We start from the raw sequence: 23,525 nt of genomic DNA, 5'->3' as shown, positions 1-23,525 counted from the left end.
CTGACGACAAAAGAGGTGTTCGAACAGAATGATTTAGAATTCATTGTCTCAGAAATGTAGAAAAGGAAGAGAGTCTATTTTGACTCTGCCCTTCCAACTACTTATGATATATAGTCTTCCAGCTTCATGTTACTACGAACATGAAATCAATTCTTGATTATTCAAAAAACGGATGCTGTAAGTGAAGCGTTTTTTGAATTTGTCGATTCAGACAGTTCTGAGGTAGGCGATGGCCAAGCGGAATAAGGAGACTCCTGAAAGGAAAAAACGCCAGTCCGCGCGCGTCCCCAAACTGGAATCGCTTGGCAAGTATCAAATTCAAAAAGAAATTGGTGCTGGAGGCATGGGAGCAGTCTTTCTTGCCCGCGATACAACATTAAATCGACTGGCTGCATTAAAAGTCCTACCCCGCGACAAAGCAGAGAATCCCGTGCTTGTTAAACGCTTTAAGGCTGAAGGTCAGGCAGCCGCGCATCTACGTCATGAGAATATTGTTTCTGTTTATGATGCGGGTGAAGAAGATGGTTATCTTTATATTGCATTAGAATATGTAGAGGGTACGGACTTACATAATCTGATCAGTAAACGGAATCGTGTTCCAGTTCGCCGTTCACTGGAAATTATCACGCAGGTCACAAAAGCGTTGGCACATGCCTATCAGCAAGGCATTGTGCATCGAGACATCAAGCCTGCGAATATTCTCATTCGGCAGGATAGCGTCGTAAAACTGACAGACTTGGGGCTGGCTCGTTCTATTGATGACAATACAGAGACAAGTATTACGCGGGCCGGCACCACTGTAGGGACAGTGGATTATATGGCGCCAGAACAGGCGCGAGACAGCAAGGCTGCTGATATTCGGAGTGATATCTACTCTCTGGGATGTACCTGGTATCACATGTTGACTGGGCGTGCTCCCTTTTCTGAAGGAAGTCTGACCAATAAGTTGGCTGCGCATGCTTCCACTCCCCCACCCGATCCCCGGGAGTTAAATGACCGAGTGCCTGAGGGAATTGTGGCCATCATTCAACGGATGATGGCAAAATCGCAAAATGATCGATACCAAAACCCAGAAGAGTTACTGGAAGATTTAAAAAATTCAAATCTAAAACGATCGAATGTCGACAACAACGTTCTGGAAGCACTGGCCAGTGATGAATCGGATAGTGAGCAAGCAACACTTGAAACGATTACAAATCAAAAGGCGGATAGTAGTGATTTTCTGATCAATCAATTTATGCCGGATTATAGTAGCCCGGCTGAGACAACCGAAGAGGAAACAAGCAATCGCCTCAGTACCAGCTTCGATTTGGAACAGTTGGCAGCAGAAGTAGAGGTTGAATCGGAAACTCTCGTGCCCAAGGTGAAACGTTCGCAGAAACGGCCCAAAAAAACTGTTGAGCCAGAACCAATTGCCGATGAAACCACTGAGTTTTCAAGAACACAAGATTCGGCTCCTCCAATTCAAGAAGGTTCGGTGATTTCTGATTCTGCTGTGAAAGCGAGGGAGACTGCCCGTTCGAAAAAGCAGGAAACTCCAGTTAAGCAGCAAAAGCGATCAAAACCAGTTGCTCAGAATCCAAAAAAATCTCGGAAAGAATCTGTGGCTCCAAGCCGACCTCAGAAGCCTTCTCGGAAAAGGGGGCCTGTAGCTCCCAATAATACCTCTGCTTCAGAAAACGGAGTTGCCGTAGATTACACACAGATTGCCAAGTTGATTGGTGGAGTGATTCTTTTGATTCTACTTATCTGGTGGGGTATTAAAACATTTAGTTCATCCGCTCCTACTCCACAGGGAAAAGGAAATAATCCCTTCGCATCGGCCGACCAGAATCAACAGCAACAACAAGCCAATTCAGATAGCTCTGAAACTCAGAGCCCCGACGAAAACAGTGATCAAACAAAGTCTGCTGATGATGGTTCGAATCAGCAACCGGTTGATGTTTCTGAAAACAACAACAGTGCGGAAAAGAGTCAGGCGACTGACAGCAATCATAAAACGAATGAAAAGTGGCAGAATGTAGCAGCGCGGGGTCAGGAAAAAAAATATCTCCCTGAATGGGGCACCGGATTTATATCGCTGGGCGCTGCGAATGGCAGCAAAGCATATCCTAATTTACCGGTTTTGAAAGTAGCTAAAGGGAAGTCAGAAACCGGGATCTATCAAAGTCTTAATAGTGCGATCCAAGCAGTCAACTCTAAAGGAGCAGTGATTCGTCTGCTTGGCCAAGGACCTTTTCTACTTAAACCACATCGTCTCCAAAATATCTCAGAACTCATTCTTATGGCGGATTCGGAACAGAACCCGGTTGTAGTGATTCAGGCGGATGAAGTCACACAGAAGCAACCAGAACTAAATGTGATCTCGTTTTCTGGTGGAGTGCTTCGTTTACAAGGCATTCATTTTTTGTGTGATGTTTCTCAATTTCCAGATTCTGGCACATGCGATATTTTTAAGATCGATCAGAGTGACATCACATTTCAGAACTGTTCTTTTGGGTTGATTGGAGCGAATCAAAAAAGAACCTTTCGGTTGGTAAATTCAATCGGTAAGATTCGTTCAACAACAGCAAGGCCTCAAGGAGAAACACGTATTCTCCTGGAAAATTCTGTTATTACTGGTAGTCAACTGGAAGCAATTCATGTCAACCAGCCTTATGCCGACGTATTGGTTTCGAATTGCTTTATTTCTACGAAGGGAAGTCCTTGTCTGGAGCTGACATCTCAGGAGATAAAGCCAAAATCCAGTAGCGATTTGGAAGCACGTAATGTTCCGTGTATTTTCAGAATCTTTTCCAGTACCCTGCTCTCTGACCGTTCCATATTTGAGTTGAATGGTCCAATAGAATCAAAAAAATCAAATCAACCTGGACAGGATGCAACAGCAAAAATCTCACCTTCACGGACTGATATAATCGTCGTGAATTCTGTTTTGATGGGAAATCCAAAGGAAAAGCAATCGTCCATGGTTTCCTTGATCGACTGGCCTCAGGATAAATTACGCGCACAAAATAAAAGTCGTTTCAGTGGGCTCAAATTTCAATTGGAAAGCACTTTGCTGTGGGGGTGGCCTCTCTATTTAAAATCTATAGATTCTAGTAACACTCATAAGACGTTTCAAATTGATTCTCACCGTATCTGGCAGCAAAGCTGGGGAGGAGTTGTATTAGAAGACGCATTTAACAATCAAATTCCTTCTAAAATGGGTCAGTTACGTACTCCAGCTTTTGTGAAGTCCCTACTGGATTTTTCCAAAGAGAAGAGTGTTTATGCGATTTCCGAAGGAGGACTGATTGCAGGCTGTGACCCTGCCAAATTAACATCTCTTTCCCAAGGCCAACTGAAACGAATCAGCGCGTATCAGCATAGACCTCAAAATTATGATCAACTGCGTAAAGTGTTCACAAAAGCGAAAACGGTTACCTTCGACATGACAAAAGGTGATCTAAGTGAGTTTCTCAAAAGTTCGGGAATATCAGGCCCTACGAATGTTCTCGTAAATGGTGAAGGAATTTGCTATACCTCTCCCATCATATTAGAGAATAAACAGGTACGTTTGCAATTTCAGCAAAAAGCAGGAGGCAGCCCGCTTGTTGTACAATTAAAACTGTCACCTTCTGCTACCCCAAAACGTTCTCGAGATAAAAAGTCGACTGCGATTTCTTCCTTCATCACATCAAGAAACTCGACTTTGGAGATGGTCGGTGGCAATTTCCAAATTGCAGCTGAACGAAGAGGTGTTATTCCTAAGCATTTTCTGATTTGCCAGAATAGTCGAGTGGCATTGGACCAATGTGTTTTGAAAGCGATGTTGTTCAACGAGAAACGCTTTCAATCTGTTGTGTATGTGGAGCCTGCTGCTACGAAGCAAACGAGCCAAGTTATGATTGATCGTTCTTTTCTGACTGCTTCCGGAACGATCATTGAGTCACGCGCATTACGACTTAGTCTAGAGATTCAAAATAGCCTCTTATTAGGTTTGCAAAATCTTTTTGCATTTGATGCACCGGGCTCGGACTCGCCGTCAATTCAAGTGTCTTTGAAACAAAGCACTTTTGCTCCAGGAAGATCTGTTTTTACATTTCAAGAGTCTCTCGGAACTTCAGCAGGCATAGGTTCTTTACAAATATTTGCCGACGATTCGATATTTATGCCAGCACCCTCGACTTCCGCTGTTCGTGCAGATTTATCAAGGACTGTATCTTTATTTGCTATTCCCCCATCTCTCCAGAAGAAAAAGTTAATCCAGTGGTGGGGTAATTCGAATGGCTTTATGATTGAACGGTTGAATTTACTGGCCGATAGTGGAAATAATTCTCAAACAACAAGTGCCGCGTTTTCAAAGGGAATGAAAAATCTATTCGGCGAAGAGGTGACTCAACGTCCGTTAGCTTCACCGGGAGGGATCATCTTACAGGAACAGAAGCTTCCGCCTTTAGTGAAAATTATGTCAAGTGATTTTCAACTTTTGCCAACTTGTAAGGCTGCAACCTGGTCGGAATTAAAACAACCCATTGGGGCAAAACTGTCTGAATTAGAACAGAACTTGAAAGAAAGCAGTAACAGCCGTTCTAAACCTGGACGCAATAAGCTCGCCTTTTAAATAGCGATGGTTTTACAAGCTAGCAACTGGCGGATGATCTTCATCCAGACAGGGAATGGAGAGTGTGAAACGCGAGCCTTTCTCTGGTTCGCTTTCAATTTTGATTTCACCACCATGTTCTCGAATAATTTTCTGACTCACTGCAAGTCCGATTCCGGTACCTCTTGCACCTTTTGTCGATTCAAATAGATTGAAGATTTTATTGATTTGCTCTTCTGGAATGCCTGCACCATTATCAGAAATCATAACTAATATCTGATCAGATTTGGCTAAAAACGTCGTTTCGAGCAGGACAATCCCTTCTTTTTCAGAGCCTTCTACGGCATCAATGGCGTTGATCACAATATTCAAAACGGCTCTATGAATTCCCTCATGATCAAACACAGAGTCTGGGAGATCTTCTGCCAGTTCACATTTTAGTATGACACCACATTCTTCAGCACGTGCTTGCATCAATTCATAAACGTCTTTGACGGGAGTGTTGATAGATCCTGGTTCCAATGCAGGCTTTCTCTCTGTGCTGAAAGTGAGCATGTCCATAACCAGGTGATAGATTTTATTCTGATTTTTTTCAACAATGTTCCAGCCTTTTCGTACTAAATCCTCTTCGGATTTATTCAGGCCCATGTCGATCAGATAACTCCCACCACGAACTCCCTGTAAAATATTTTTTATGTGGTGGCTCAAAGTGGCAATGGTTTGTCCCATGGCGGCAAAGCGTTCCGCCTTTAACATGGCGTTTTGGAATCGGTAGTTCTCAATCGCCAGTGCCGACTGACGCCCGATCGCTACCAGTAATCTGAGATGTTCTTCGCTGAATTTTTCAACAGCACCATTTTTTAGGATGCTCTCAGGGTGTGATGTTGTCGTATCGACATAAATGACCCCCATTAATTCGTGTCTTCCCTGCATGGGAACACACATGGCTTCACGGATTCCTGCCTGGAGAATACTGCCTCCTCCATCAAAACGCTGATCCCGCTGTGCATCCGAAGTCCGGACTCCCTGTTTTTTATTGAGGACATAATCAACGATGCTATGAGAGACCGGCATACGCGATCCAGCTTTTATCTTTTCTCTACTACTATAGATCTGCGGAAGGATTTCACCCGATTGCGGGTCAGTGATCAACATACAGCCCCTGTCCGCGCCTACGGTATTTATTGTGAGGTCGAGAATTCGTTTGAGCAATTCTTCCTGTGAGATGGTCGGGCTGACAGAAGCCTCAGCAACACGATAAAGCGCCTGGAGGTCATTTTGAACTTCATGTTGTGGAATAATTCCAGAAACGTCAGCTGTGTCAAGAATCACAGAATCGAAGTGGTGATTCACTTCGTGTGTAATACTGGAGTGGTGAGATTCCTCATTGCTGATTAAATCTACCTTCTCAGCCATATAGCGGGAATCTTCATCGATTGATTGATTCGAAAAAAGAAGCAGGCTGCGACCGATCAGGATGTGGTCACCATTATTTAATTTAATCGATTGAATTTGTGTTCCATTTACCAGGGTGCCATTAGAGCTATTCTGGTCGGTGATGATGTAGGAACCATTTTTGAATGAAATCAGGGCATGTCGCCGGGATGCTTCGGTATCCAGGATCCGAATTTCGTTTCGAACACCTCGCCCTACTCCCGCTGGTTCAGTGCCGAGTTTAAACCGAGTTCCCAAATCAACACCCTGGATTACCAGTAGCGTTGCTTTGGATACATCTTTCTCAATAAACCTTTTCATTGTTTGTTGTTCCCAGCCAACGACTGGACCTGCAGCACGTTGAGATATTGTCTGCTATCTATTCAAAGTGAGCAAATATCTGGATTGATTCATTTAGATTATTCTTGAATAAGCTGAATGCCAGGATTCCCGCTAGTCAGCTCTTATATAAGCTTTGCAAACGTGCATCCACCATGGGGGGGACATTGTATCGCTTCATCGTTGCTATTGCTCATTTTCTATAATTTACACCCTAATTAGAATCATATCCCAATGGGAAGCCATGTTCAAATACTAGCTTCAGCCCGAACCGAGATGTGTGGGGAGAAATTACATGTCGTCAATGCGTTGACTGAGGTTGTTGCAAGAGACTTTCAATCGAATCAATCAATTCGGCGTATTGAAATGGTTGAACGAGAAAGCGAGTGGAAGCAGTAGTATTCTCTGGTTTTGATGCCTTCACTGAACCAATGACAACTTTGGGGACTTCGTTCCAACCAAGTTGATTTGTTGTGGATTCAGTCGAATCATTATCATGCACGATAATAATACTGGGAGTTTCTTGATGACCAGAAACTTCAACTCTGTTCTGCATTCGTACTCGATTAACCCGACAACCCTGTGGCTCTAATACTGCTTTCAGAACTTCTTCTGTTTCATTTAAACCATCAAAGACAACAATATGTTGACCAGTTACCACGTTTGGGGTCCTTCCCGTTTCGTCAATATACTGTGAAGATCATTTCACAGTTAAATTTTCAGCAAGCAAGGCTGGGAAGATAACTCTTATTAAAAATTCTGTCAAAAGCAGAGTATCAGACTGAATTCCAGTTTTCTGAAATATGTAATCTTTACAAAGGCAGGCATTCAAACGAAATCTAGACTTGGACTACCAGGCGGCGGGAGCCGGGAAGTTCTGGTTGTAGATTGGCTCTTGATTGATGAATTCATCGGCTCTTCGCAGGCTATCCAGTTGCAAACGTCGTCGTGTATTCTTCAACTCTTCATCAGTGATGGGGCCTCTGATTTCAGCCAGAGGTGCATGATATTTGGGTTGTTTGACCTTAACATCGTTGGGGAAAAAGACTCCTTGATCAGCTTTCTCCCGCACTGCCGAACTTTCGGGTAAAGAAGCGATGGCCGTTTCTGGATAGATTTTCTGATGGTAGGTACTGCTAAATCCAGCGGGCTGATGATAATCGGGAATGGTTTTACAGCCTACTTGCAAAAAAAGCATGCTGAGTATAATGGCTAAGTAGTTGCTATGTTTGGACATTCACAAATCCCCTAATATCAAAAGCGGCCTTCATTTTTGAAGGCCGCTTTCATTTCATCGGCAATTTAGGGGTTGATTGTCGATGTAAAAGCCGTTTTTGATCGATTCTTGAAATCTTGAAACGTCGAAGATTTCTATGTCTGAACTGATAGACGTTTCAAATCAATCAAAAACACGACTAAATGACTGGTCAACTGGCTGCAGCATACCGCTTCGCTACTTCATCCCAATTAACTACATTGAAAAATGCTGAAATGTAGTCAGGACGTCTGTTTTGGTAGTTTAAGTAGTATGCGTGTTCCCAGACATCCAGCCCCAAGATGGGGGTCCGGCCTTCAGAGAGCGGAGTGTCTTGGTTTGGGGTACTTTCAACAACTAATTTTCCGCCATCAACAGACAGCCAGGCCCAACCGCTTCCAAACCGCGTTGCAGCGGCGTTGGAGAACTGTTCTTTGAACGTATCCAAGCTACCAAAAGTGGAGTCAATAGCCTCTGCAAGATCACCACTGGGGGCTCCCCCTCCATCCGGAGACATCACGGTCCAGAATAAGCTGTGATTAGCATGACCACCACCATTATTTCGAATCGCACCACGAATCGCTTCGGGTACAGAGCTCAAGTCAGATACGAGATCTTCAATGGACTTGGCTGCGAGGTCGCTGTGTCCTTCCAGAGCGGCATTTGCTTTGGAAATATAAGCCTGATGATGCTTAGTATGGTGAATTTCCATTGTTTTCGCGTCAATATGCGGCTCAAGTGCATCGTAGGCATAGGGCAGATCGGGAAGCGAATAAGACATTCGATTAACTCCTTCGTAGTTCCATGTAAATTGTCTTAGATGTTGGTGGTTTTACGTATATTGCCTGATGTGTCGAACTCGTTTGTGTGAAAACGAAACCCATGCTTCTGCAAATACATCTTCTGGTTCTATTGTAGAAGATTAAACCATTCTCACAACCAACCGAGTTCTAAGTTTTTGCATTGTTCAGGCGTTAGTTCGCATTGCGGATCTAGAATAGTTGACCCTGTGATGATCTGTCCTACAATGAAACTGTGCCTGACAAATCTGATAGAAAACTCCAGAATCTTGAAGGAGCTGTTTATGAGCAGGAAAGCACTGATTGCTTTACCCGTATTCAATGAAGAGAGCCATGTGGTCGAAGTTTTGACCGAAGTGAGCAAGTATGCAGAGGATATCCTGGTAGTTGACGATGGCTCCTCAGACCAAACTCCAGAACGGCTCGAAGCAATTACAGGAATCAAAGTAATTTCTCATCCACAGAATCGAGGTTACGGTGCTGCCCTGAAAAGCGCATTTGATTATGCAATAGATCATCTGGATAAATATGATGTACTGGTAACGATCGACTGCGATGGTCAGCACGAACCAGCGTTATTACCTGATTTAGTCATGCAAATGCGCAAAAGTTTTGAAAGTGAACCACTGGATATTCTTTCCGGGAGTCGTTATTTAAAAAGCTTTTCCAGCGATAGTATTCCTCCTGAAGAGCGCCGGCAAATCAATGTGGCAGTAACTCAGCGAATCAATGACCAGCTGGGATTTCAAATCACTGATGCTTTTTGTGGTTTGAAAGCATATCGGATTGAGTCCCTCTCAAAATTCAAGATAACCGACATGGGATACGCGATGCCATTGCAGCTTTGGGTCCAGGCAGCCGCACATGAAATGAAGATACTTGAATTTCCTGTCCCACTCGTTTATCTCGAAGAGGAACGTAGTTTTGGAGGCTCATTGGATGATGCGATCAAACGCAAAGCGTATTACGATGAAGTACTAGATCGTGAAATGCAGGCTTCTGGATTAACCTGCTGTACGACTGAGAGTTGTAACGATCATGCCGATTCTTACAATGAATAAATTGCCAGCGACTCAAAATAGTTGTTTATCATGGTACGCATAGGATCATTTCTATTTGAATTGAATTCAAACGGGCTCGACATTCAGTAATAAATTGGTCAAACTAGAGTGCTCAGAATATAGTTTTCATGTCTCATGAATGACTGTTTTCACTATTCATATAATCGATTTCAGCACACCTTAAAGCATTGAAATGTCTTCAGTGACTACTTTTCCTTGTAAGAATCCCGATTCCCGATTTGATTCTGGTACTGATACGGTCCCAGAACTAGTATGGGAGAAACAGGATTTATTAGTTCCGCGATATGACGACGCGATTTTTTCCCGTCCTGAGCTGAGTCAGATGCTCAGTGATGCCGAAGAAAATCGTAGTATGTTTAAAGCTTGCTCACGGGACCGAAGCGGCAAAATCATATCCGGTCTTAGAGAATGGGCTCGTCGTGCTGTTTTAGAGGAAGCAGCACGCTATACATCGGAATTGACAGGGAAGGATATCGAGCTTCCAGAAGATTTCAACGAGCGCTTGCTTTTGATTACTGGACATCAGCCTGCTTTATATCATCCTGGTGTGTGGGTAAAGAACCTCTTGATAGGTAAAGTCGCAAAAAAAACACAAGCTCTGAGCCTAAATCTGATTGTTGATAACGATCTCGTCAGTTCCACATCCATCCGTGTACCTCAAGGCACTCGTTCAGCACCGTTTTTCTCAGACATTTCTTTTGATGAATCTATCGAGAAAAAGCCCTGGGAAGAAACAACAATTCAAAATAAGGACTTATTCTGTTCGTTTGCAGACCGAACAGAACAGGCGCTCGAACAATGGCCAGAGCTTTCCTCACCCTTATTGAGTGAAATCTGGCCTGCTGCAATCGCTCATATGAAAGTGTCAGACCGATTGGCTGATTGTCTGGTGGCAGCACGCCATGCACAAGAGCAACGCTGGGGGATCGAAAATCTTGAAATCCCAATCAGTCGTCTTTGTCAAACCAGTCCATTTTTGTGGTTTGCTTGTTATTTGTTTAAATTTGCTGAACAATTTCGAAATACGCATAATGAAGTACTGGGTGAGTATCGTCGAGTAAATCGAGTGCGAAGTAAAACACACCCTGTCCCGGAACTATCAGAACAAGATGGCTGGATCGAGTCTCCCTTTTGGATCTGGCGCGTCGGAGAAACCCACCGGCATCAATTATTCATTAAGCGGGATCAGAATCGCATTCTTCTTTCGGACGGGAAAAATGTGATCACCAGACTGCCGATGCATGAAAATTGCGATTTATCTGCCGGCATCAAGGTTTTGAAACAATTATCCGAACAGGGAATTCGATTGCGAACACGGGCTTTGACGACAACATTATTTGCTCGATTGTTTCTAGGTGACCTGTTTGTTCACGGAATTGGTGGTGCAAAATACGATGAAATGACCGATCGGATTTTTACACGTTTTTTTCATCTGACTCCCCCTCGTTACATGACCCTGTCTGCCACAAAATATTTACCTTTTTGCCAGCCGTTTGATATTCAGCAATGTGATGAAACTTGCCTTTTGCAGGTGTTGCGCGATCTGAACTATAATTCAGATCGACACTTGAATGCGAATCAATTGCAGAAAGCTGCCTCTTTAGTCAAAAGAAAACAGGTTCTGATACACGAGCAACAAAAGGTAAGAGAAGACCGGGCTAAAGCTATGAATCAGGCAGAACGTAGACGCCACAACAGACAACGCTTTCGAGAATTCAGACAAATCGATGCTGAACTCGCTCTGTTGACTTCGAATTTGCGGGATCAGATTAACGAGGATTTGGTTTCTGTACGACAGCAAATCAAAGCAAATGAAGTCATTCAAAGTCGTGAGATTTCATTTGCACTCTATCCGGAACAGGTCCTCAAGCAACTCTTTGATAATCTCAAATACGAATGATTTTCAGTTGATTTTGTACCCTACCCTACTCGTCTGATATGATCAAACAGGAATTGATGTTTGGAATTAAACAAACATCGAAAGCCCAGCAGCACAGAAATAACGGTTCCCAATGCGGTTCCCGATGCGATCAGAAACATGATGACAATCTGATATTTCACGGAATCCAGTGGGCTCGCACCGGCTAGAATTTGCCCCGTCATCAAACCCGGAAGTGAAACCAGGCCTACTACCATCATCGAATTGATAATGGGTGTCATCCCGGAACGGACCGCATTTTGAAGCGCCTGTCGAGCCGCTTCGTTTCGAGTGGCACCCAAAGTGAGTTTCAATTCCACTTCTGCTTTGCGCATCACCAATTCTTCACTCAATCGATCAAGACCCAGCGAGATACCATTAAGCGTATTACCCAGGATCATTCCCAACAGGGGAATGAGGTACTGAGCCGGATTCTCTGACCAGCTATGTGGTGGGATAATAGCCGCTAATGCGAATCCGGTGACCAGCCAGGAACTGGCAAAAACCGCTACGGTACTGTTTAACCAGATTCCCGGAAAACGACGTTGAGAACGTTGGACTGCGGTGAGACTCGCAATCAACGTCATCGTGAACATTAACAGGCCGATGATAGGCCACCACGAAAGTTCGAAAATCCATTCCAGGATTAAGCCAATCAGTAACAATTGCACAATTGCACGAATTGAGGCAAGCAACAGTTGTTTCTCCAACTTTAGTTTCATCCAGATGGAAATGATTCCATTGATCAAAACCAATATGACAGCTAGACCAATATTGATTGGAGTTAAGTCATACATGGAGATCACCTGTTTGTGGATTCCTGAATTTCGAGAAGTAATACAGCGAAGTAACTCTGTGATTTGGATCATAAAGTCTTCATTGGACTATGTGAAGTCTTTATCTAGATCAACTCATTAATGGGATTTGCTTCATTTCAAGGCAATGTGCCCTTAACAAAATCTTTATTTAAGACGGATTTTTGATTCTATGAATTCTTGAGACCTTAACTTTGCATTCATCAACAGCGAATAATGGAGTGTTATCATCCTCGCCAGAATGAAAACAGAACAAATAACGAAACAGCCAAAGATTGATCTGTGTGGAGAATGTAAAACAGCGGGTAAATGTTTTCGCGGAGCTATGTCATTAAGGAGAATGATATGATCTCGTCCGAGAAACAAGGCGCTGACTCAGTCAGTAGGGAAGTTCGTACAATTTTTGTCAGCGATGTGCATTTAGGATGCATGCACTCCAGAGCCAGTGAGTTTTTGGAATTCCTGAATTTACATGAGCCCGAATCTTTGTATCTGGTAGGAGACCTGATTGATGGTTGGAAATTGCGAAAGAAGTGGCGTTGGCCACAAACCTATAACGCGATCTTCGACCGGGTCGAAGAATTGAGTTCAAAAGGAACTGAAATCTTTTATACCCCTGGAAATCACGATAATTTTCTCCGTGATTTTGGGAAACGCTTTGGATTTGTCACTCTTTCCGATGAGTTCGTGCATATTACAGCGGATGGCCGTCGGTTTTTGATTATTCATGGTGACCAATTTGACAAGTTCGAAACCGGAGCGCAATGGTTATCTATTCTGGCATCTTTTGCTTACGATGTTTTGCTGACATCGAATACGTTATTCAATCGACTATTGAAACGAAAAGGCCAAAAGAAATATGCATTGTCTTCGGCTGTAAAGTCACGCGTTAAACAGTTGATGCGGTTTATTAGTCATTATGAACAAAAGCTGGCCGGGCACGCTCGCGAGAATCGTTGCGAAGGAATCATCTGTGGTCATATCCATGCACCTAACATTTTAGATATTGAGGGAGTCAATTACTGTAATACGGGTGATTGGGTCGAGCATTGTAGTGCGTTGATTGAATATGGCGATGGCAAAATGGAAATTGTATTTTTTGATCAGGAGAAGGCTTCTTCGCATCAGCCCATGAATCAGGAGCAACCGGTCAAGAAGCTGGGGTTGCAGCGAGAGTTTGATGAACTGCAAGTTCCAGGTGTGCTGAGCCGTTTTCTGAAAAGATTACACCCTTTGAGGTTGATTCGTCGTTAATCAACCCTGTTTTCAATACTTTAGCAGGAACAGAATAAATGATTTCTGAAGGGATTAGCCGTAAGAGTTTTCAGCTGGTTCATCAAAGTAATCTGGTTTACAACACCTGTTGGGAAGATCCACGTCTTGATCGGAAGGCTTTGAATCTTAGTACCGAGGATGAAGTTATGGTGATCACATCCGCGGGGTGTAACGCGCTGGATTACTTGTTGGATGAACCCAGGTTTGTTCACGCAGTCGATGTAAACCCAAAACAAAACGCACTGCTTGAGTTGAAACGATCAGCTATTCGTAACCTGGACTACGAATCATTTTTTGACTTGTTTGGTCGAGGGAAATCTCAACATTGGGAGAGCTTGTATTCTCAAAATTTACGTTCTGATTTGTCATTGACGGCTCAGAAATACTGGGACCGTCATGGCAGTTTTTTTTCCTGTGGAGGGAGACGTCCCAGTTTTTACTTCCGCGGTTCCTCGGGATTATTTGCCTGGCTCGTGAACTGTTACATCGATCGGGTTGCGAAAATTCGTGATGATATTAATAGCTTACTGGCAGCCCAGGATGTAACCGAGCAAAGTTCCATTTATCAGTCTCGGAACTTAAACGAAATACTGTGGACGCGTATGATCAAATGGTGGATGCGCCGGGATTTAACACTATCGATGCTGGGAGTACCCCGCCCGCAACGGAATCAGATTGATCAATCTTACGCTGGCGGGATCGCGCAGTTTGTTATTGATCGGATTGAAACAGTGTTTACAAATCGTTCATTACAGGACAATTACTTTTGGCGTGTTTATTTGACAGGAAGCTATGAGCATGACTGCTGCCCAGAGTATCTCAAACCGGAAAATTTTCAAAGACTCAAGTCAGGTTTGATTGACCGCATAACTGTGAATACGAATACAGTAGAAGGATTTTTGAGACAGTATCAAGGAACTATTTCTCGTTATGTATTGCTCGATCATATGGACTGGATGGCCGGTGCACAGCCAAAAATGTTACAGAGTGAATGGCAGGCGATCTTTGATCGCGCCGCACAAAAAGCTCGAATTATCTGGCGTAGCGCCGGCATGACTGTTGATTTTATTGATCCTTTAAAAGTAAGACGTGGAGGACAAGAGCAGGAAGTCGGCGAATCACTCAAGTATCAAACGCAACTCGCCTCTGAATTGCATGAACGAGATCGCGTGAATACATATGGAAGCTTCTATATTGCTGACTTAATGGTTTAACACAGTTCTATAATAACGTTTGTCCGATGATTTAGACTAAAAGCAGAAATCAATGAGTGATCTGAGTGCCCGATTCAATGATTTAAAAACGCTATGGCATTTGCTGATTTCCAGAATTGACGGGAAAACTCATTCCGAACGTCTGAATTCTTTTTATCAGGGACAAGCCTCAGGTTACGATCAATTTCGTAAACGTTTTTTGCATGGTCGCTGTGAATTATTTGAAAGTCTGCCTGTTCCTGATAATGGAATATGGATAGATATGGGGGCTGGAACAGGTGAGAATGCGGAATTGTGGGGGCAAAGGCTCTGTCAGTTTCAGCAGGCTTATCTCGTTGATTTGTGTCAGCCACTGCTTGATGTCTGCTCGAAACGCATCATGACTCAGAACTGGTCTAACGTCAAAGCCATTTGCGAGGATGCTACTACCTTTAGGCCCCCTGAAACGCAGATCGATCTCATCACGTTTTCCTACTCGTTAACAATGATTCCAGATTGGTTTCAGGCCGTGAATCACGCTTGGGATTTGCTACGGCCTGGTGGAATACTCGGGATTGTCGATTTTTACGTCTCGCGAAAATATCCACAGTCAAATCATGCTTCTCATTCCTGGTTTCAGCGAAACTTCTGGCCGGTTTGGTTTTCCAGTGACAATGTGTTTTTAAATCCTGATCACCTTCCCTACCTGCATGATCGTTTTGAAGTCATCTCGCTGATTGAAAATCAGGGGAACCTTCCTTTCATTCCACTTCTGAAAGTTCCCTATTACATTCTGATTGCACAAAAGAATCCTGATTTTAAGACGCAGTAGAGAATCTAAAATACATTTGATTTTTTTAGGCAATGGTGCTTTGTGCTTCTGAGGTATGACTCAAATCTTTGCTGATTCTCTGTTATGATATGAATTCATTCAAAAAATATACATAACAGAATGCGCAGGGAAGATGCACCATGTTGATCGAATCATTACAAAATAAATCGCTCTATGATCACCCTGTTGAAGAATTTCAGGTGTTAGAAACACACATTTCCTGGGTGTTATTGACGGGACGCTATGCCTACAAACTCAAAAAGCATGTCAATCTGGGGTTTGTTAACTTTTCAACATTGGCACTTCGAGAAAAATATTGTCAAGAAGAACTACGCCTGAATCACAGGTTGGCACCAGAACTCTATCTGGATGTGGTTCCAATTACGGGAACTGAAGCAGCGCCTCAACTTAACGGCGAGGGGGAAATTTTTGATTACGCGGTTCGAATGGTGCAGTTTCCTCAGGAAAAACTCCTCAGTCAAGCCATTACGCAAGATCATTTAAGAGAGAAGCACATTGATTTGCTGGCTCAGGAAGTAGCTGAATTTCATACATCGATAACAATTGCAGGCGCGGATACGGAAGCGGGAACGCCGAAAATGGTTATGGCTCCGGTGGAAGAAAACTTTCGACAATTGAGGAAACAGTTTGCATCTGATAAAACGATTATGGAATCGGTCGAGTTGATTCAAAGGGAAAACGAAAAGTGGCATCAAGAACATCAAACATTGCTTGCACAACGCAAATCTCAAGGATTTATTCGTGAGTGTCATGGCGATATGCATCTGGGAAATATGATTCTTAGCGAAAATGGAGTGACGATTTTTGATTGTCTCGAATTCAATGAGGAATTGCGTTGGATTGACGTCATGAGTGAAGTCGCATTTCTCGTCATGGATCTCGAAGATCGTGGACGTCCTGATTACGCGATGCGGTTTCTGAATCGATATCTGGAAATAACTGGTGATTATGCAGGTGTCCCCTTGTTATGGTTTTATATGTCGTATCGGGCAATGGTGCGTGCAAAAGTTGCAGCATTGCGTATTAATCAACAGCAGTCTGCTCATCAAGGAACGACTCAGATTTATGAAGAGTTTCACTCGTATTTAGAACTCGCAAAAAATTACGTACTCGGAACAAAACCATTGTTGATTTTGACACATGGTGTTTCTGGAAGCGGGAAATCGTACGGAAGTGCTTTATTGCTGGAAGGAATGAAAGCGATTCGCATCCGCTCTGACGTGGAACGCAAACGCATACAAAGGGAAAACCAGCTTGGAAAAACAGAACTGTATTCAAAAGAAGTCACAGAGAAAACATACCAGCAATTGTCTCAACTTGCTCAAATGATTTTGAAAGCAGGTTGGACTGTCATTGTCGATGCAACCACTTTAAAAGCCTGGCAACGTTCCTTGTTTCGAGAATTAGCAGAATATTTACAGACGTCCTTTGTACTTCTAAACTTCTCTGCAAACCGAAAAATTCTCGAATCACGGATTATTGACCGGCAAGTCTTCAATGACGATCCATCAGATGCAACAATAGAAGTGTTGGCGCAGCAGTTAGAAGTGATTGAGCCACTTTCAGAAGCAGAAAATAAAACGGCAGTCTCCATTCCTGCAGATCAGGAATGGAGTACTGAGATGTTGGTTCAACTTGTCAAAAACGCGTAATTGAATCCATGGCCGTGAATACGATTTTAGGTTTCGCCATTTCCTATGTAGATTCGGTGATCCACGTTTTTGCTGCTTCCAACTCAGTGGCTTCAAAGTATTTGATCTTTGCTTTAGTAAAGGGCTTGCAGAAGGTAGCCATGCCTTCTTGCCATTTACTTTCGCCAACCATAGCCAGGCGTGCGATGTCGTTAAAGTGCTTTACATCAAATTTTATATCTTCCCACAAAGCACCGGCTGTCCAGCCATGGAAATCATGCAGCTCTAAAAGAATGTGTAACGGCCCTTTTTGCTCGATCATGGTTTCAATGATTGGGATGAATTCATGATAGTCTTCTTTGGTCAGTTTTCCTGACATCTGAATTTCGAGGTAATTTTGATCATCGTGTTGTTGAATATTAACGGGCATCTGTTGTCTCCTTAGTAGAGGTGAGAGAAAGCTCAACATCGTAATCATACTGAAAAATCCGTTTCGTTCCAATCGGATTCAATTCATTATTCACAAAAGAGATCATCCTGGAAACGCTCAAGACGTTTTCTGGCTTTCAGAAATATTTCCTGTCGGAAACGTCATGATCTGGCTGGCGATTCGCTGTGCTTGACTCTGATCGTGTGTAATCCAGACAAATGCGGGGTTCAATTCTGAAGTTTCCATCCAGGTTAAAATGATCGATTCGAACAGTTTCGCAGTCTGCTGATCGAGTGCCGACGTTGGTTCATCAAGGAGCAGTACTTGTGGTGATAGCACCAGGGCACGTAGTAAAGCAACAATTTGACCCTCTCCGCCTGAAAGTAGACTGGAATGACGATGCAGGAATTCTTCAGGTCTCTCAAACGAGTTCAATAAATTTAAAACAGCTGAGGTGTCTTGAGGTTTATGTTGATTCGTTTGAAATTTCAGTGCGAATTCCAAGTTGGCTTGCACGGTTCCTTCAATTAAGACAGGTCGTTGTTGTAGATAAACCACCTGACTGCGAAAATGTGGTATCTGTTTATCCTTTATAAGCTTGCCATGAAATTGAATCTCGCCTTCCTGAATTTCATCGAGGATAGCCAGCGAACGTAAAAAGAGCGATTTTCCGGAACCTGTTGGCCCTACGATGGCGATGCGGTCACCTGAGTGGATTGTGAGCGACAAATTCCTGATGAGCCATTGTCCGGTTGCTGTTTGCCGTCCCAATTGCTGAGCTGCCAGCAGAGCGGGTTTTTGTTTTTTTGGTTCGTTGATCAAGCTATCTGTTCCAGTTCGACTTCTTCGTAAAACGCTTGTACTTTGGGTAGCGAGAGTCTCGCGGGCAGGAGTTTTGTCAAATTATCAGCAGCGGCAGCCATACCCCAGCGGATTGCAGCGGGAACAGTCCACTCTCGATACAGACCGGCGGCAATTCCGGCAGCAAGGCTATCACCACAACCAATGGGATTCACGCCGTTGACTGGAGGAGGTGTGAATCGAAAAACCTGGTTTCCTGATGTTGCCCATAATGATGCTTTTCCTTGAGAGATCACAACCCATTCTGCGCCTCTCCGATTGATTTCCTGCATGCCTTCGATCAGTTCTTTGGTATTGGAAAGAGAACGGGAAAGTGTGCGTTCCAGTTCTTCGAGGTTCGGTTTCACTAGAAAGGGTTTTTGACTTAATGCTGTTTCCAGTTCAGGACCACGCGCATCCAGGATCACAGGGCAATCTGCCACAGCAATCAGGTCGCGATAAAATGTGGCTGGTGTTCCCGCCGGAAGTGATCCAGAGAGAACAACGACATTTGCCATTGAAATCCAACGGTTAAATTCGTTTGAAAATGCGTTGAGTTCTTTTTCAGAGAGTGGAGACGCGTTCTCAACAAGCTCCGTTGTCTGACCTGAAGATTGATCCAGAACAGTAGTGCAAATACGAGTCAAGTTCTGTTGGTCTAATACACGATAGGGAACTTTTAAAAGATCGAGGTCTTGCTCAATGAAAGTTCGAATCGGGCCTCCAGCAGGAAAAATCGTCTTATTAGGAACCTCTAGATGTTGTAAAGCGATTCCCACGTTGATTACTTTTCCCGAGGCACACCAATGAGCAGTTCGGCAGCGATTGACCTCCCCTGTTCGTAACTGATCAACTTCCAGAATTTGCTGCCAGGCCGGGCTCAGGCCGGCTGCGATAATCATGCTGTCAATGCCCTGTCTGAAAGAATGGATTGGGAAAAATATATTGTTCGAAAAAGTGTGGTTCTACTTTATTTAGTAGAATGTGCCAAATCGTTACGACAGCATTCTAACGAAAGCGAGAACGAATTAAAATGAGAACGACATTCTTTGCACACTTTACGGACAGCCAGTGGTCTACATAACGTCGACAAGGTTCGATCGTAGAATTTTCATCATTACAGTAGATTTTCCAGGATATGTGTCAGCTCTTCATCTGAGATTTCTCGGGGATTTCCACTCATACTGTTACCTCGAGAACTGGCGACGAGGTCCGGAATCTGTGAGTGAGTTACACCAAGTTCTGAAAGAGTACAAGGAATCTTAATACGGTCGTTTAATGCTTGTATCTGATCAATGAGATACTGAGCCGCTTCCGCTTCATCAAATGAAAGTTCGGGAGAGAGAAAACGAGTGATTTCAGCATACTCTTTTTGACGAACTGATAAATTGGTTTTAAGTGTTGAGGGTAACATGACAGCACACGCCAATCCGTGTGGGATGTTACAATGAATTCCGAGGGCTGGTGCAACGCCATGTGCCATTCCTAAGCCGGAATTGGCCAATGCGATTCCGGAAAGTAACGCCGCATGCGACATATTTTCTCGACTACTTCTAGAGTCTCCATCTTCAACTGCCTCGGCAAGTGCAGGCAATGCGAGTTTGAGTCCTTGCAGGCAGAGTGCCTGTGGAATGGGTTTTGCCCGACAAGAGATGTAACTTTCCAACAGTTGGGTAATGGTATCCATACCGGTTTGTGCAGTAATGTGGGGAGGAACGGAGCACGAGAGTTTTGGATCACAGAGAACCAGATCAGGAATCATTTGATTGGCTCTCAAGCTTTTTTTAAATGCCGGTGAATGATTGGAAATGACGGCGTTCTTCGTGGCTTCACTACCTGTACCCGCAGTGGTGGGAATTGTCAGCAGGGGGAGTGGCGCTTGAGTCAGACTTAAGCCCCGACCAACGCCCTCCAGATAATCCAGAACTGAGTCGCTTTCTCGGTTTGTCACCATTGCGGCACAAGCTTTAGCCAGATCAATTCCAGAGCCTCCACCAATTCCAATGACAAAATCCCCTGCTCTAATCCCATTATGGTGTAGGATATTTGTGGTCAGATCAACGTCGGAGACCAGTGGCTCATTTGAAATCGTTCGGATCAATTCGCTGGTGACATTTGCACGGGATAGCAATCTTTGCAAATCATGAATCACGCCGTTTGCTTCCAGAGAACGTGAACCAGAGATGATCAAAGCACGTGTACCGAGCGAAGCGGCTAGCTGTCCTGCTTCGCTGAATCGTTCCCAGCCAAAATGAATTTGCTGAGGAGAGAAAAAATCGTAATTCATGGAACATATTTCATAAAAAAAGGGACACACCTAATCCAGATGTATCCCTTTGATGTGTGAGAAGCAAATGATTATTTCTTCTTTAATTCCGCTTCAACAGCTTTGGTGACTTCTTTAGACTGCGGATTGACGCGTGTTCGGAACCGTGCTGCAATTTCTCCATCACGATTGATCAGGAACTTTTCGAAGTTCCATTTTACTGGACCAGCGGTTTTGGGATTTGCTTTTTTGGATGTCAGGTACTTATAGAGATCATCGGCGTTTTCACCATTGACATCAATTTTGCTGAACATGTCAAAAGTGACCCCATAGTTTTTGGTACAGAACTCAGAAATCTGTAATGCGGTTCCAGGCTCCTGAGCACCAAACTGATTGCAGGGAAATCCAAGAACGACTAGCCCCTGGTCTTTGTACTTTTCATGGAGTGCTTGCAGGTCTTTGTATTGTGGTGTTGCGCCGCATTTGCTGGCAGTATTGACAATTAATAAAACTTTATCCTGGTACTTACTCAGGTCGACATCCTTGCCGTCAAGTGATTTCAGTTTGTGTTTCAGGATAGGTGGAACTGGTTTTTTACTGGTTTCACCGGCGAACGAACTTGAAAAGGCGATTGCCAGTATTCCCGCAAGAATTGTTGTTGTTTTGAGACTTCTCATAGATCTCTCCAAAGTTTGTGTCCAGATGATGTATATAATCCAGAACGAATAAAACGAATGGTTTCTTAGATCGCATCTTGCGAGAACGAAGCGGTCCCTCATTGGGTATTGTAAATTAAACTAGATCAATCATGCTGGAATCAAGTCTTATTACGATTAATTCTAGTGAATCATTGATGAAACAGTAACCAGATACCCAAGATGCTTGAAGACTTTGGCAAAATTTATGGTATGGGTCAGGAGAGACGATTGGCGAGGTTAGCTTTATGGAACAGAGAACGAAATAAACTGGAAATGGGAAAGCCATCAGCAGTTGAGCCTTCTTCAATTTCCTGTTCGTTGACCCAACGATTTCGCAAGTCACATTCAAGGACTTTTTGTGCATGTTCATTTAGAGACTGAAATTCGAACAACTCAATAATAAAATGTTCGGACTCTTGCGAAGAGCGCATCTTTTCACTGAAAGCCAGGTGAGCCAACGGTTCCTGAAAAAGGATAAAATCATCAAACGGGACGAGTTCAAATGATTTTTCAAGTTCAGAAATCAGGCAATGCTGGAACGTTTCAAATGGTCTTTTGCTGCCCCCCGGCAGCATGAATTCCTGGCGTTCATAGTTCCAGTGAGCTAACCAGTGGAGTTTCTGATCGAAGGCATTTTGGAATAGAATAAACGAACCAACAAAGTTGCTCATCTTAAAAGTGTGCCTTTTTTGAATATCGAATTTGCAGAATTTTTAACTTGTGAGCCCATTAAAATTTTACTCTTAAAGGAGTTACAAAAGGCTGAATTTTTAAGGAAATCACCGACATCACTAAAGAAAAGCCAATGTATTCCGGTATTCCACACTAATTCGGAAATCTCTGATTCACCTCATTTTGAGGGAAATTCAGATTTTACGATCTTTTTGTGGTTTCCCATTGCAGGTCCAGTAATTTATTAGTAGAATTACGCATAAGAGTTTGCATATGTGATGTACTTAAATTCCGTTATTATCCTCGCTATTGCCTACCCCTTATTTGACCCACCCCAATCGCAGGTGATTAAAGAATCAACAACCTGATTCTCATTCTGCCAGAGAGTGAAAAGGTTCTTTCCATGAAAATTCATCTTATCAGTGACCATCCTGATTTACCGGATATTGATGTGAGTATTGATGAATTACCCGTAGTATTGGGAAGAAGTAATAGTTGCGATTTACGAATTCTTGATCCCATGTTGAGTCGGCAGCAATGTGAATTGATGTTTGTTAATAATGCAGTTCGCGTGCGTGACTTGGAATCTACAAATGGCACGATAGTTAACTCAGAAATCGTGAACGAGACATTGCTTTATCCAGGTGATATCATAACCATCGGTATGGCGAATTATGTTGTCAGTTATTACGATGGCGAAGGCCAGGAAAATTTCGAAGAAAGTTATTTCTCTGAGAACTCTATTTAGTTTCCTGTCTTTTTAAATTTTTCTTTTTCACTGACTCGATATCGATTTATTCTATTCTGCTCTCTGATGTTCTACATATCCAACCATAAGTGAAGTTCTCTCAATGGAATCAGAAGAACTGTTTGATGTGGTTGACGAGCAAGATCGAGTATTAGAACAACTGCCCCGCTCTATTGTTCATGCGCGCAAACTATTGCATCGTGCTGCGAATGTATTTGTCTTCAATTCACAGAATGAGTTGCTATTACAGTTTCGCTCTGCCACTAAAGATGAATACCCCCGTTGTTATACCTCTTCGGCTTCAGGACATCTGAGTGCTGGCGAAGATTACACGGAAGCGGCTCAACGGGAAATGTGCGAAGAGATTGGTATCGAAACGCCTCTCGAACCGTTGAAGAAATTTCCTGGTACACCGCAGAACGCATACGAACATACGATATTGTTTCGTACCTTTTCAGATGGCCCCTTCACTTTCGATCCCAATGAAATTGAGCGGGGAGATTTTTTTGAATTACAAACGATTGATGCAATGTTGCAGGAATCTCCTGATCAGTTCACTCCCCCATTTCGTCAGCTCTATCTTTGGTATCGAGAGAATTTTCGTTCGTGATCATTTCTGATACCCGATGACAGCTCACGCTCTGAAGAAAAAATAGTTCAAAATCGTACCTTATGTTTTAACAGATTATACAAG

The 23,525-nt window shown here is 43.3% G+C and carries 20 protein-coding genes; 9 read left to right on the top strand and 11 right to left on the bottom strand.

Features of this window, described 5'->3' with window-relative positions:
* Positions 1 to 229: 229 nt before the first annotated feature.
* Positions 230 to 4,603, top strand: coding sequence for a serine/threonine protein kinase (locus V144x_RS15560; RefSeq protein ID WP_144986048.1), 4,374 nt, complete (start codon positions 230 to 232; stop codon positions 4,601 to 4,603).
* A 12-nt stretch (positions 4,604 to 4,615) separates the two neighbouring features.
* Here V144x_RS15560 and V144x_RS15555 read toward each other — a convergent pair whose 3' ends face one another.
* The 4 genes from V144x_RS15555 to V144x_RS15540 form a co-directional block, all read right to left on the bottom strand.
* Positions 4,616 to 6,337 carry an ATP-binding protein gene (locus tag V144x_RS15555; protein WP_144986047.1) on the bottom strand — a complete coding sequence of 574 codons (1,722 nt, stop codon included), beginning with the start codon at positions 6,335 to 6,337 and terminating at the stop codon, positions 4,616 to 4,618.
* Positions 6,338 to 6,656: 319 nt separating this feature from the next.
* Positions 6,657 to 7,016, bottom strand: coding sequence for a hypothetical protein (locus V144x_RS15550; protein ID WP_144986046.1), 360 nt, complete (start codon positions 7,014 to 7,016; stop codon positions 6,657 to 6,659).
* 189 nt (positions 7,017 to 7,205) lie between these two features.
* The gene (locus V144x_RS15545) at positions 7,206 to 7,592 is read right to left on the bottom strand and encodes a hypothetical protein (RefSeq protein WP_144986045.1); all 387 of its coding nucleotides are present in this window, start codon (positions 7,590 to 7,592) and stop codon (positions 7,206 to 7,208) included.
* A 190-nt stretch (positions 7,593 to 7,782) separates the two neighbouring features.
* The gene (locus V144x_RS15540; RefSeq protein ID WP_144986044.1) at positions 7,783 to 8,391 is read right to left on the bottom strand and encodes a superoxide dismutase; all 609 of its coding nucleotides are present in this window, start codon (positions 8,389 to 8,391) and stop codon (positions 7,783 to 7,785) included.
* A gap of 303 nt (positions 8,392 to 8,694) precedes the next feature.
* Here V144x_RS15540 and V144x_RS15535 point away from each other — a divergent pair, with 303 nt between their 5' ends.
* Entirely contained in the window at positions 8,695 to 9,471 is a 777-nt protein-coding gene (locus V144x_RS15535; RefSeq protein ID WP_144986043.1) for a glycosyltransferase family 2 protein, read from the top strand.
* A 202-nt stretch (positions 9,472 to 9,673) separates the two neighbouring features.
* Positions 9,674 to 11,392, top strand: coding sequence for a hypothetical protein (locus V144x_RS15530; protein WP_144986042.1), 1,719 nt, complete (start codon positions 9,674 to 9,676; stop codon positions 11,390 to 11,392).
* A 20-nt stretch (positions 11,393 to 11,412) separates the two neighbouring features.
* Here V144x_RS15530 and V144x_RS15525 read toward each other — a convergent pair whose 3' ends face one another.
* Complete coding sequence (locus tag V144x_RS15525; protein WP_390620815.1) at positions 11,413 to 12,213, bottom strand: ABC transporter permease; 801 nt, start codon at positions 12,211 to 12,213, stop codon at positions 11,413 to 11,415.
* 357 nt (positions 12,214 to 12,570) lie between these two features.
* Here V144x_RS15525 and V144x_RS15520 point away from each other — a divergent pair, with 357 nt between their 5' ends.
* The 4 genes from V144x_RS15520 (at position 12,571) to V144x_RS15505 (ending at position 17,198) form a co-directional block, all read left to right on the top strand.
* On the top strand, positions 12,571 to 13,479 hold the full coding sequence (locus tag V144x_RS15520) for a UDP-2,3-diacylglucosamine diphosphatase (protein WP_144986041.1): 909 nt from the start codon (positions 12,571 to 12,573) through the stop codon (positions 13,477 to 13,479).
* 38 nt (positions 13,480 to 13,517) lie between these two features.
* Positions 13,518 to 14,714, top strand: a complete 1,197-nt coding sequence (locus V144x_RS15515; protein WP_144986040.1) for a DUF3419 family protein — start codon at positions 13,518 to 13,520, stop codon at positions 14,712 to 14,714.
* 52 nt (positions 14,715 to 14,766) lie between these two features.
* Complete coding sequence (locus tag V144x_RS15510) at positions 14,767 to 15,525, top strand: class I SAM-dependent methyltransferase (protein WP_144986039.1); 759 nt, start codon at positions 14,767 to 14,769, stop codon at positions 15,523 to 15,525.
* 140 nt (positions 15,526 to 15,665) lie between these two features.
* Positions 15,666 to 17,198 carry a bifunctional aminoglycoside phosphotransferase/ATP-binding protein gene (locus tag V144x_RS15505; RefSeq protein WP_144986038.1) on the top strand — a complete coding sequence of 511 codons (1,533 nt, stop codon included), beginning with the start codon at positions 15,666 to 15,668 and terminating at the stop codon, positions 17,196 to 17,198.
* A 43-nt stretch (positions 17,199 to 17,241) separates the two neighbouring features.
* Here the strand turns inward: V144x_RS15505 and V144x_RS15500 are convergent, their stop codons facing one another.
* From V144x_RS15500 to V144x_RS15475, 6 genes are all read right to left on the bottom strand, one after another.
* Positions 17,242 to 17,607 (bottom strand): SpoIIAA family protein, encoded by a 366-nt coding sequence (locus V144x_RS15500; RefSeq protein ID WP_144986037.1) that lies wholly within the window; start codon positions 17,605 to 17,607, stop codon positions 17,242 to 17,244.
* Positions 17,608 to 17,724: 117 nt separating this feature from the next.
* Positions 17,725 to 18,429 (bottom strand): ABC transporter ATP-binding protein, encoded by a 705-nt coding sequence (locus tag V144x_RS15495; protein ID WP_144986036.1) that lies wholly within the window; start codon positions 18,427 to 18,429, stop codon positions 17,725 to 17,727.
* Complete coding sequence (locus V144x_RS15490; protein WP_144986035.1) at positions 18,426 to 19,349, bottom strand: 1-phosphofructokinase family hexose kinase; 924 nt, start codon at positions 19,347 to 19,349, stop codon at positions 18,426 to 18,428. Before V144x_RS15490 ends, V144x_RS15495 begins: the two co-directional genes overlap by 4 nt.
* Before the next feature lie 215 nt (positions 19,350 to 19,564).
* The gene (locus V144x_RS15485; RefSeq protein WP_144986034.1) at positions 19,565 to 20,734 is read right to left on the bottom strand and encodes an iron-containing alcohol dehydrogenase; all 1,170 of its coding nucleotides are present in this window, start codon (positions 20,732 to 20,734) and stop codon (positions 19,565 to 19,567) included.
* Positions 20,735 to 20,805: 71 nt separating this feature from the next.
* A complete protein-coding gene (locus V144x_RS15480; RefSeq protein ID WP_144986033.1) occupies positions 20,806 to 21,390 on the bottom strand; it encodes a glutathione peroxidase in 585 nt (194 codons plus the stop codon).
* A 236-nt stretch (positions 21,391 to 21,626) separates the two neighbouring features.
* Positions 21,627 to 22,082, bottom strand: a complete 456-nt coding sequence (locus V144x_RS15475) for a hypothetical protein (RefSeq protein WP_144986032.1) — start codon at positions 22,080 to 22,082, stop codon at positions 21,627 to 21,629.
* Positions 22,083 to 22,486: 404 nt separating this feature from the next.
* Between V144x_RS15475 and V144x_RS15470 the strand changes: the two genes are divergently transcribed.
* On the top strand, positions 22,487 to 22,831 hold the full coding sequence (locus V144x_RS15470; protein ID WP_144986031.1) for an FHA domain-containing protein: 345 nt from the start codon (positions 22,487 to 22,489) through the stop codon (positions 22,829 to 22,831).
* Positions 22,832 to 22,934: 103 nt separating this feature from the next.
* Positions 22,935 to 23,441: an NUDIX hydrolase gene (locus tag V144x_RS15465; protein ID WP_144986030.1), complete on the top strand. Its 507-nt coding sequence runs from the start codon at positions 22,935 to 22,937 to the stop codon at positions 23,439 to 23,441.
* The last annotated feature ends 84 nt before the right edge of the window (positions 23,442 to 23,525 follow it).

The organism is Gimesia aquarii (assembly GCF_007748195.1).
GTDB lineage: Bacteria > Planctomycetota > Planctomycetia > Planctomycetales > Planctomycetaceae > Gimesia > Gimesia aquarii.
Note: the sequence above shows the minus strand (reverse complement) of the source record. Positions and strands in the feature narration are given on the sequence as shown.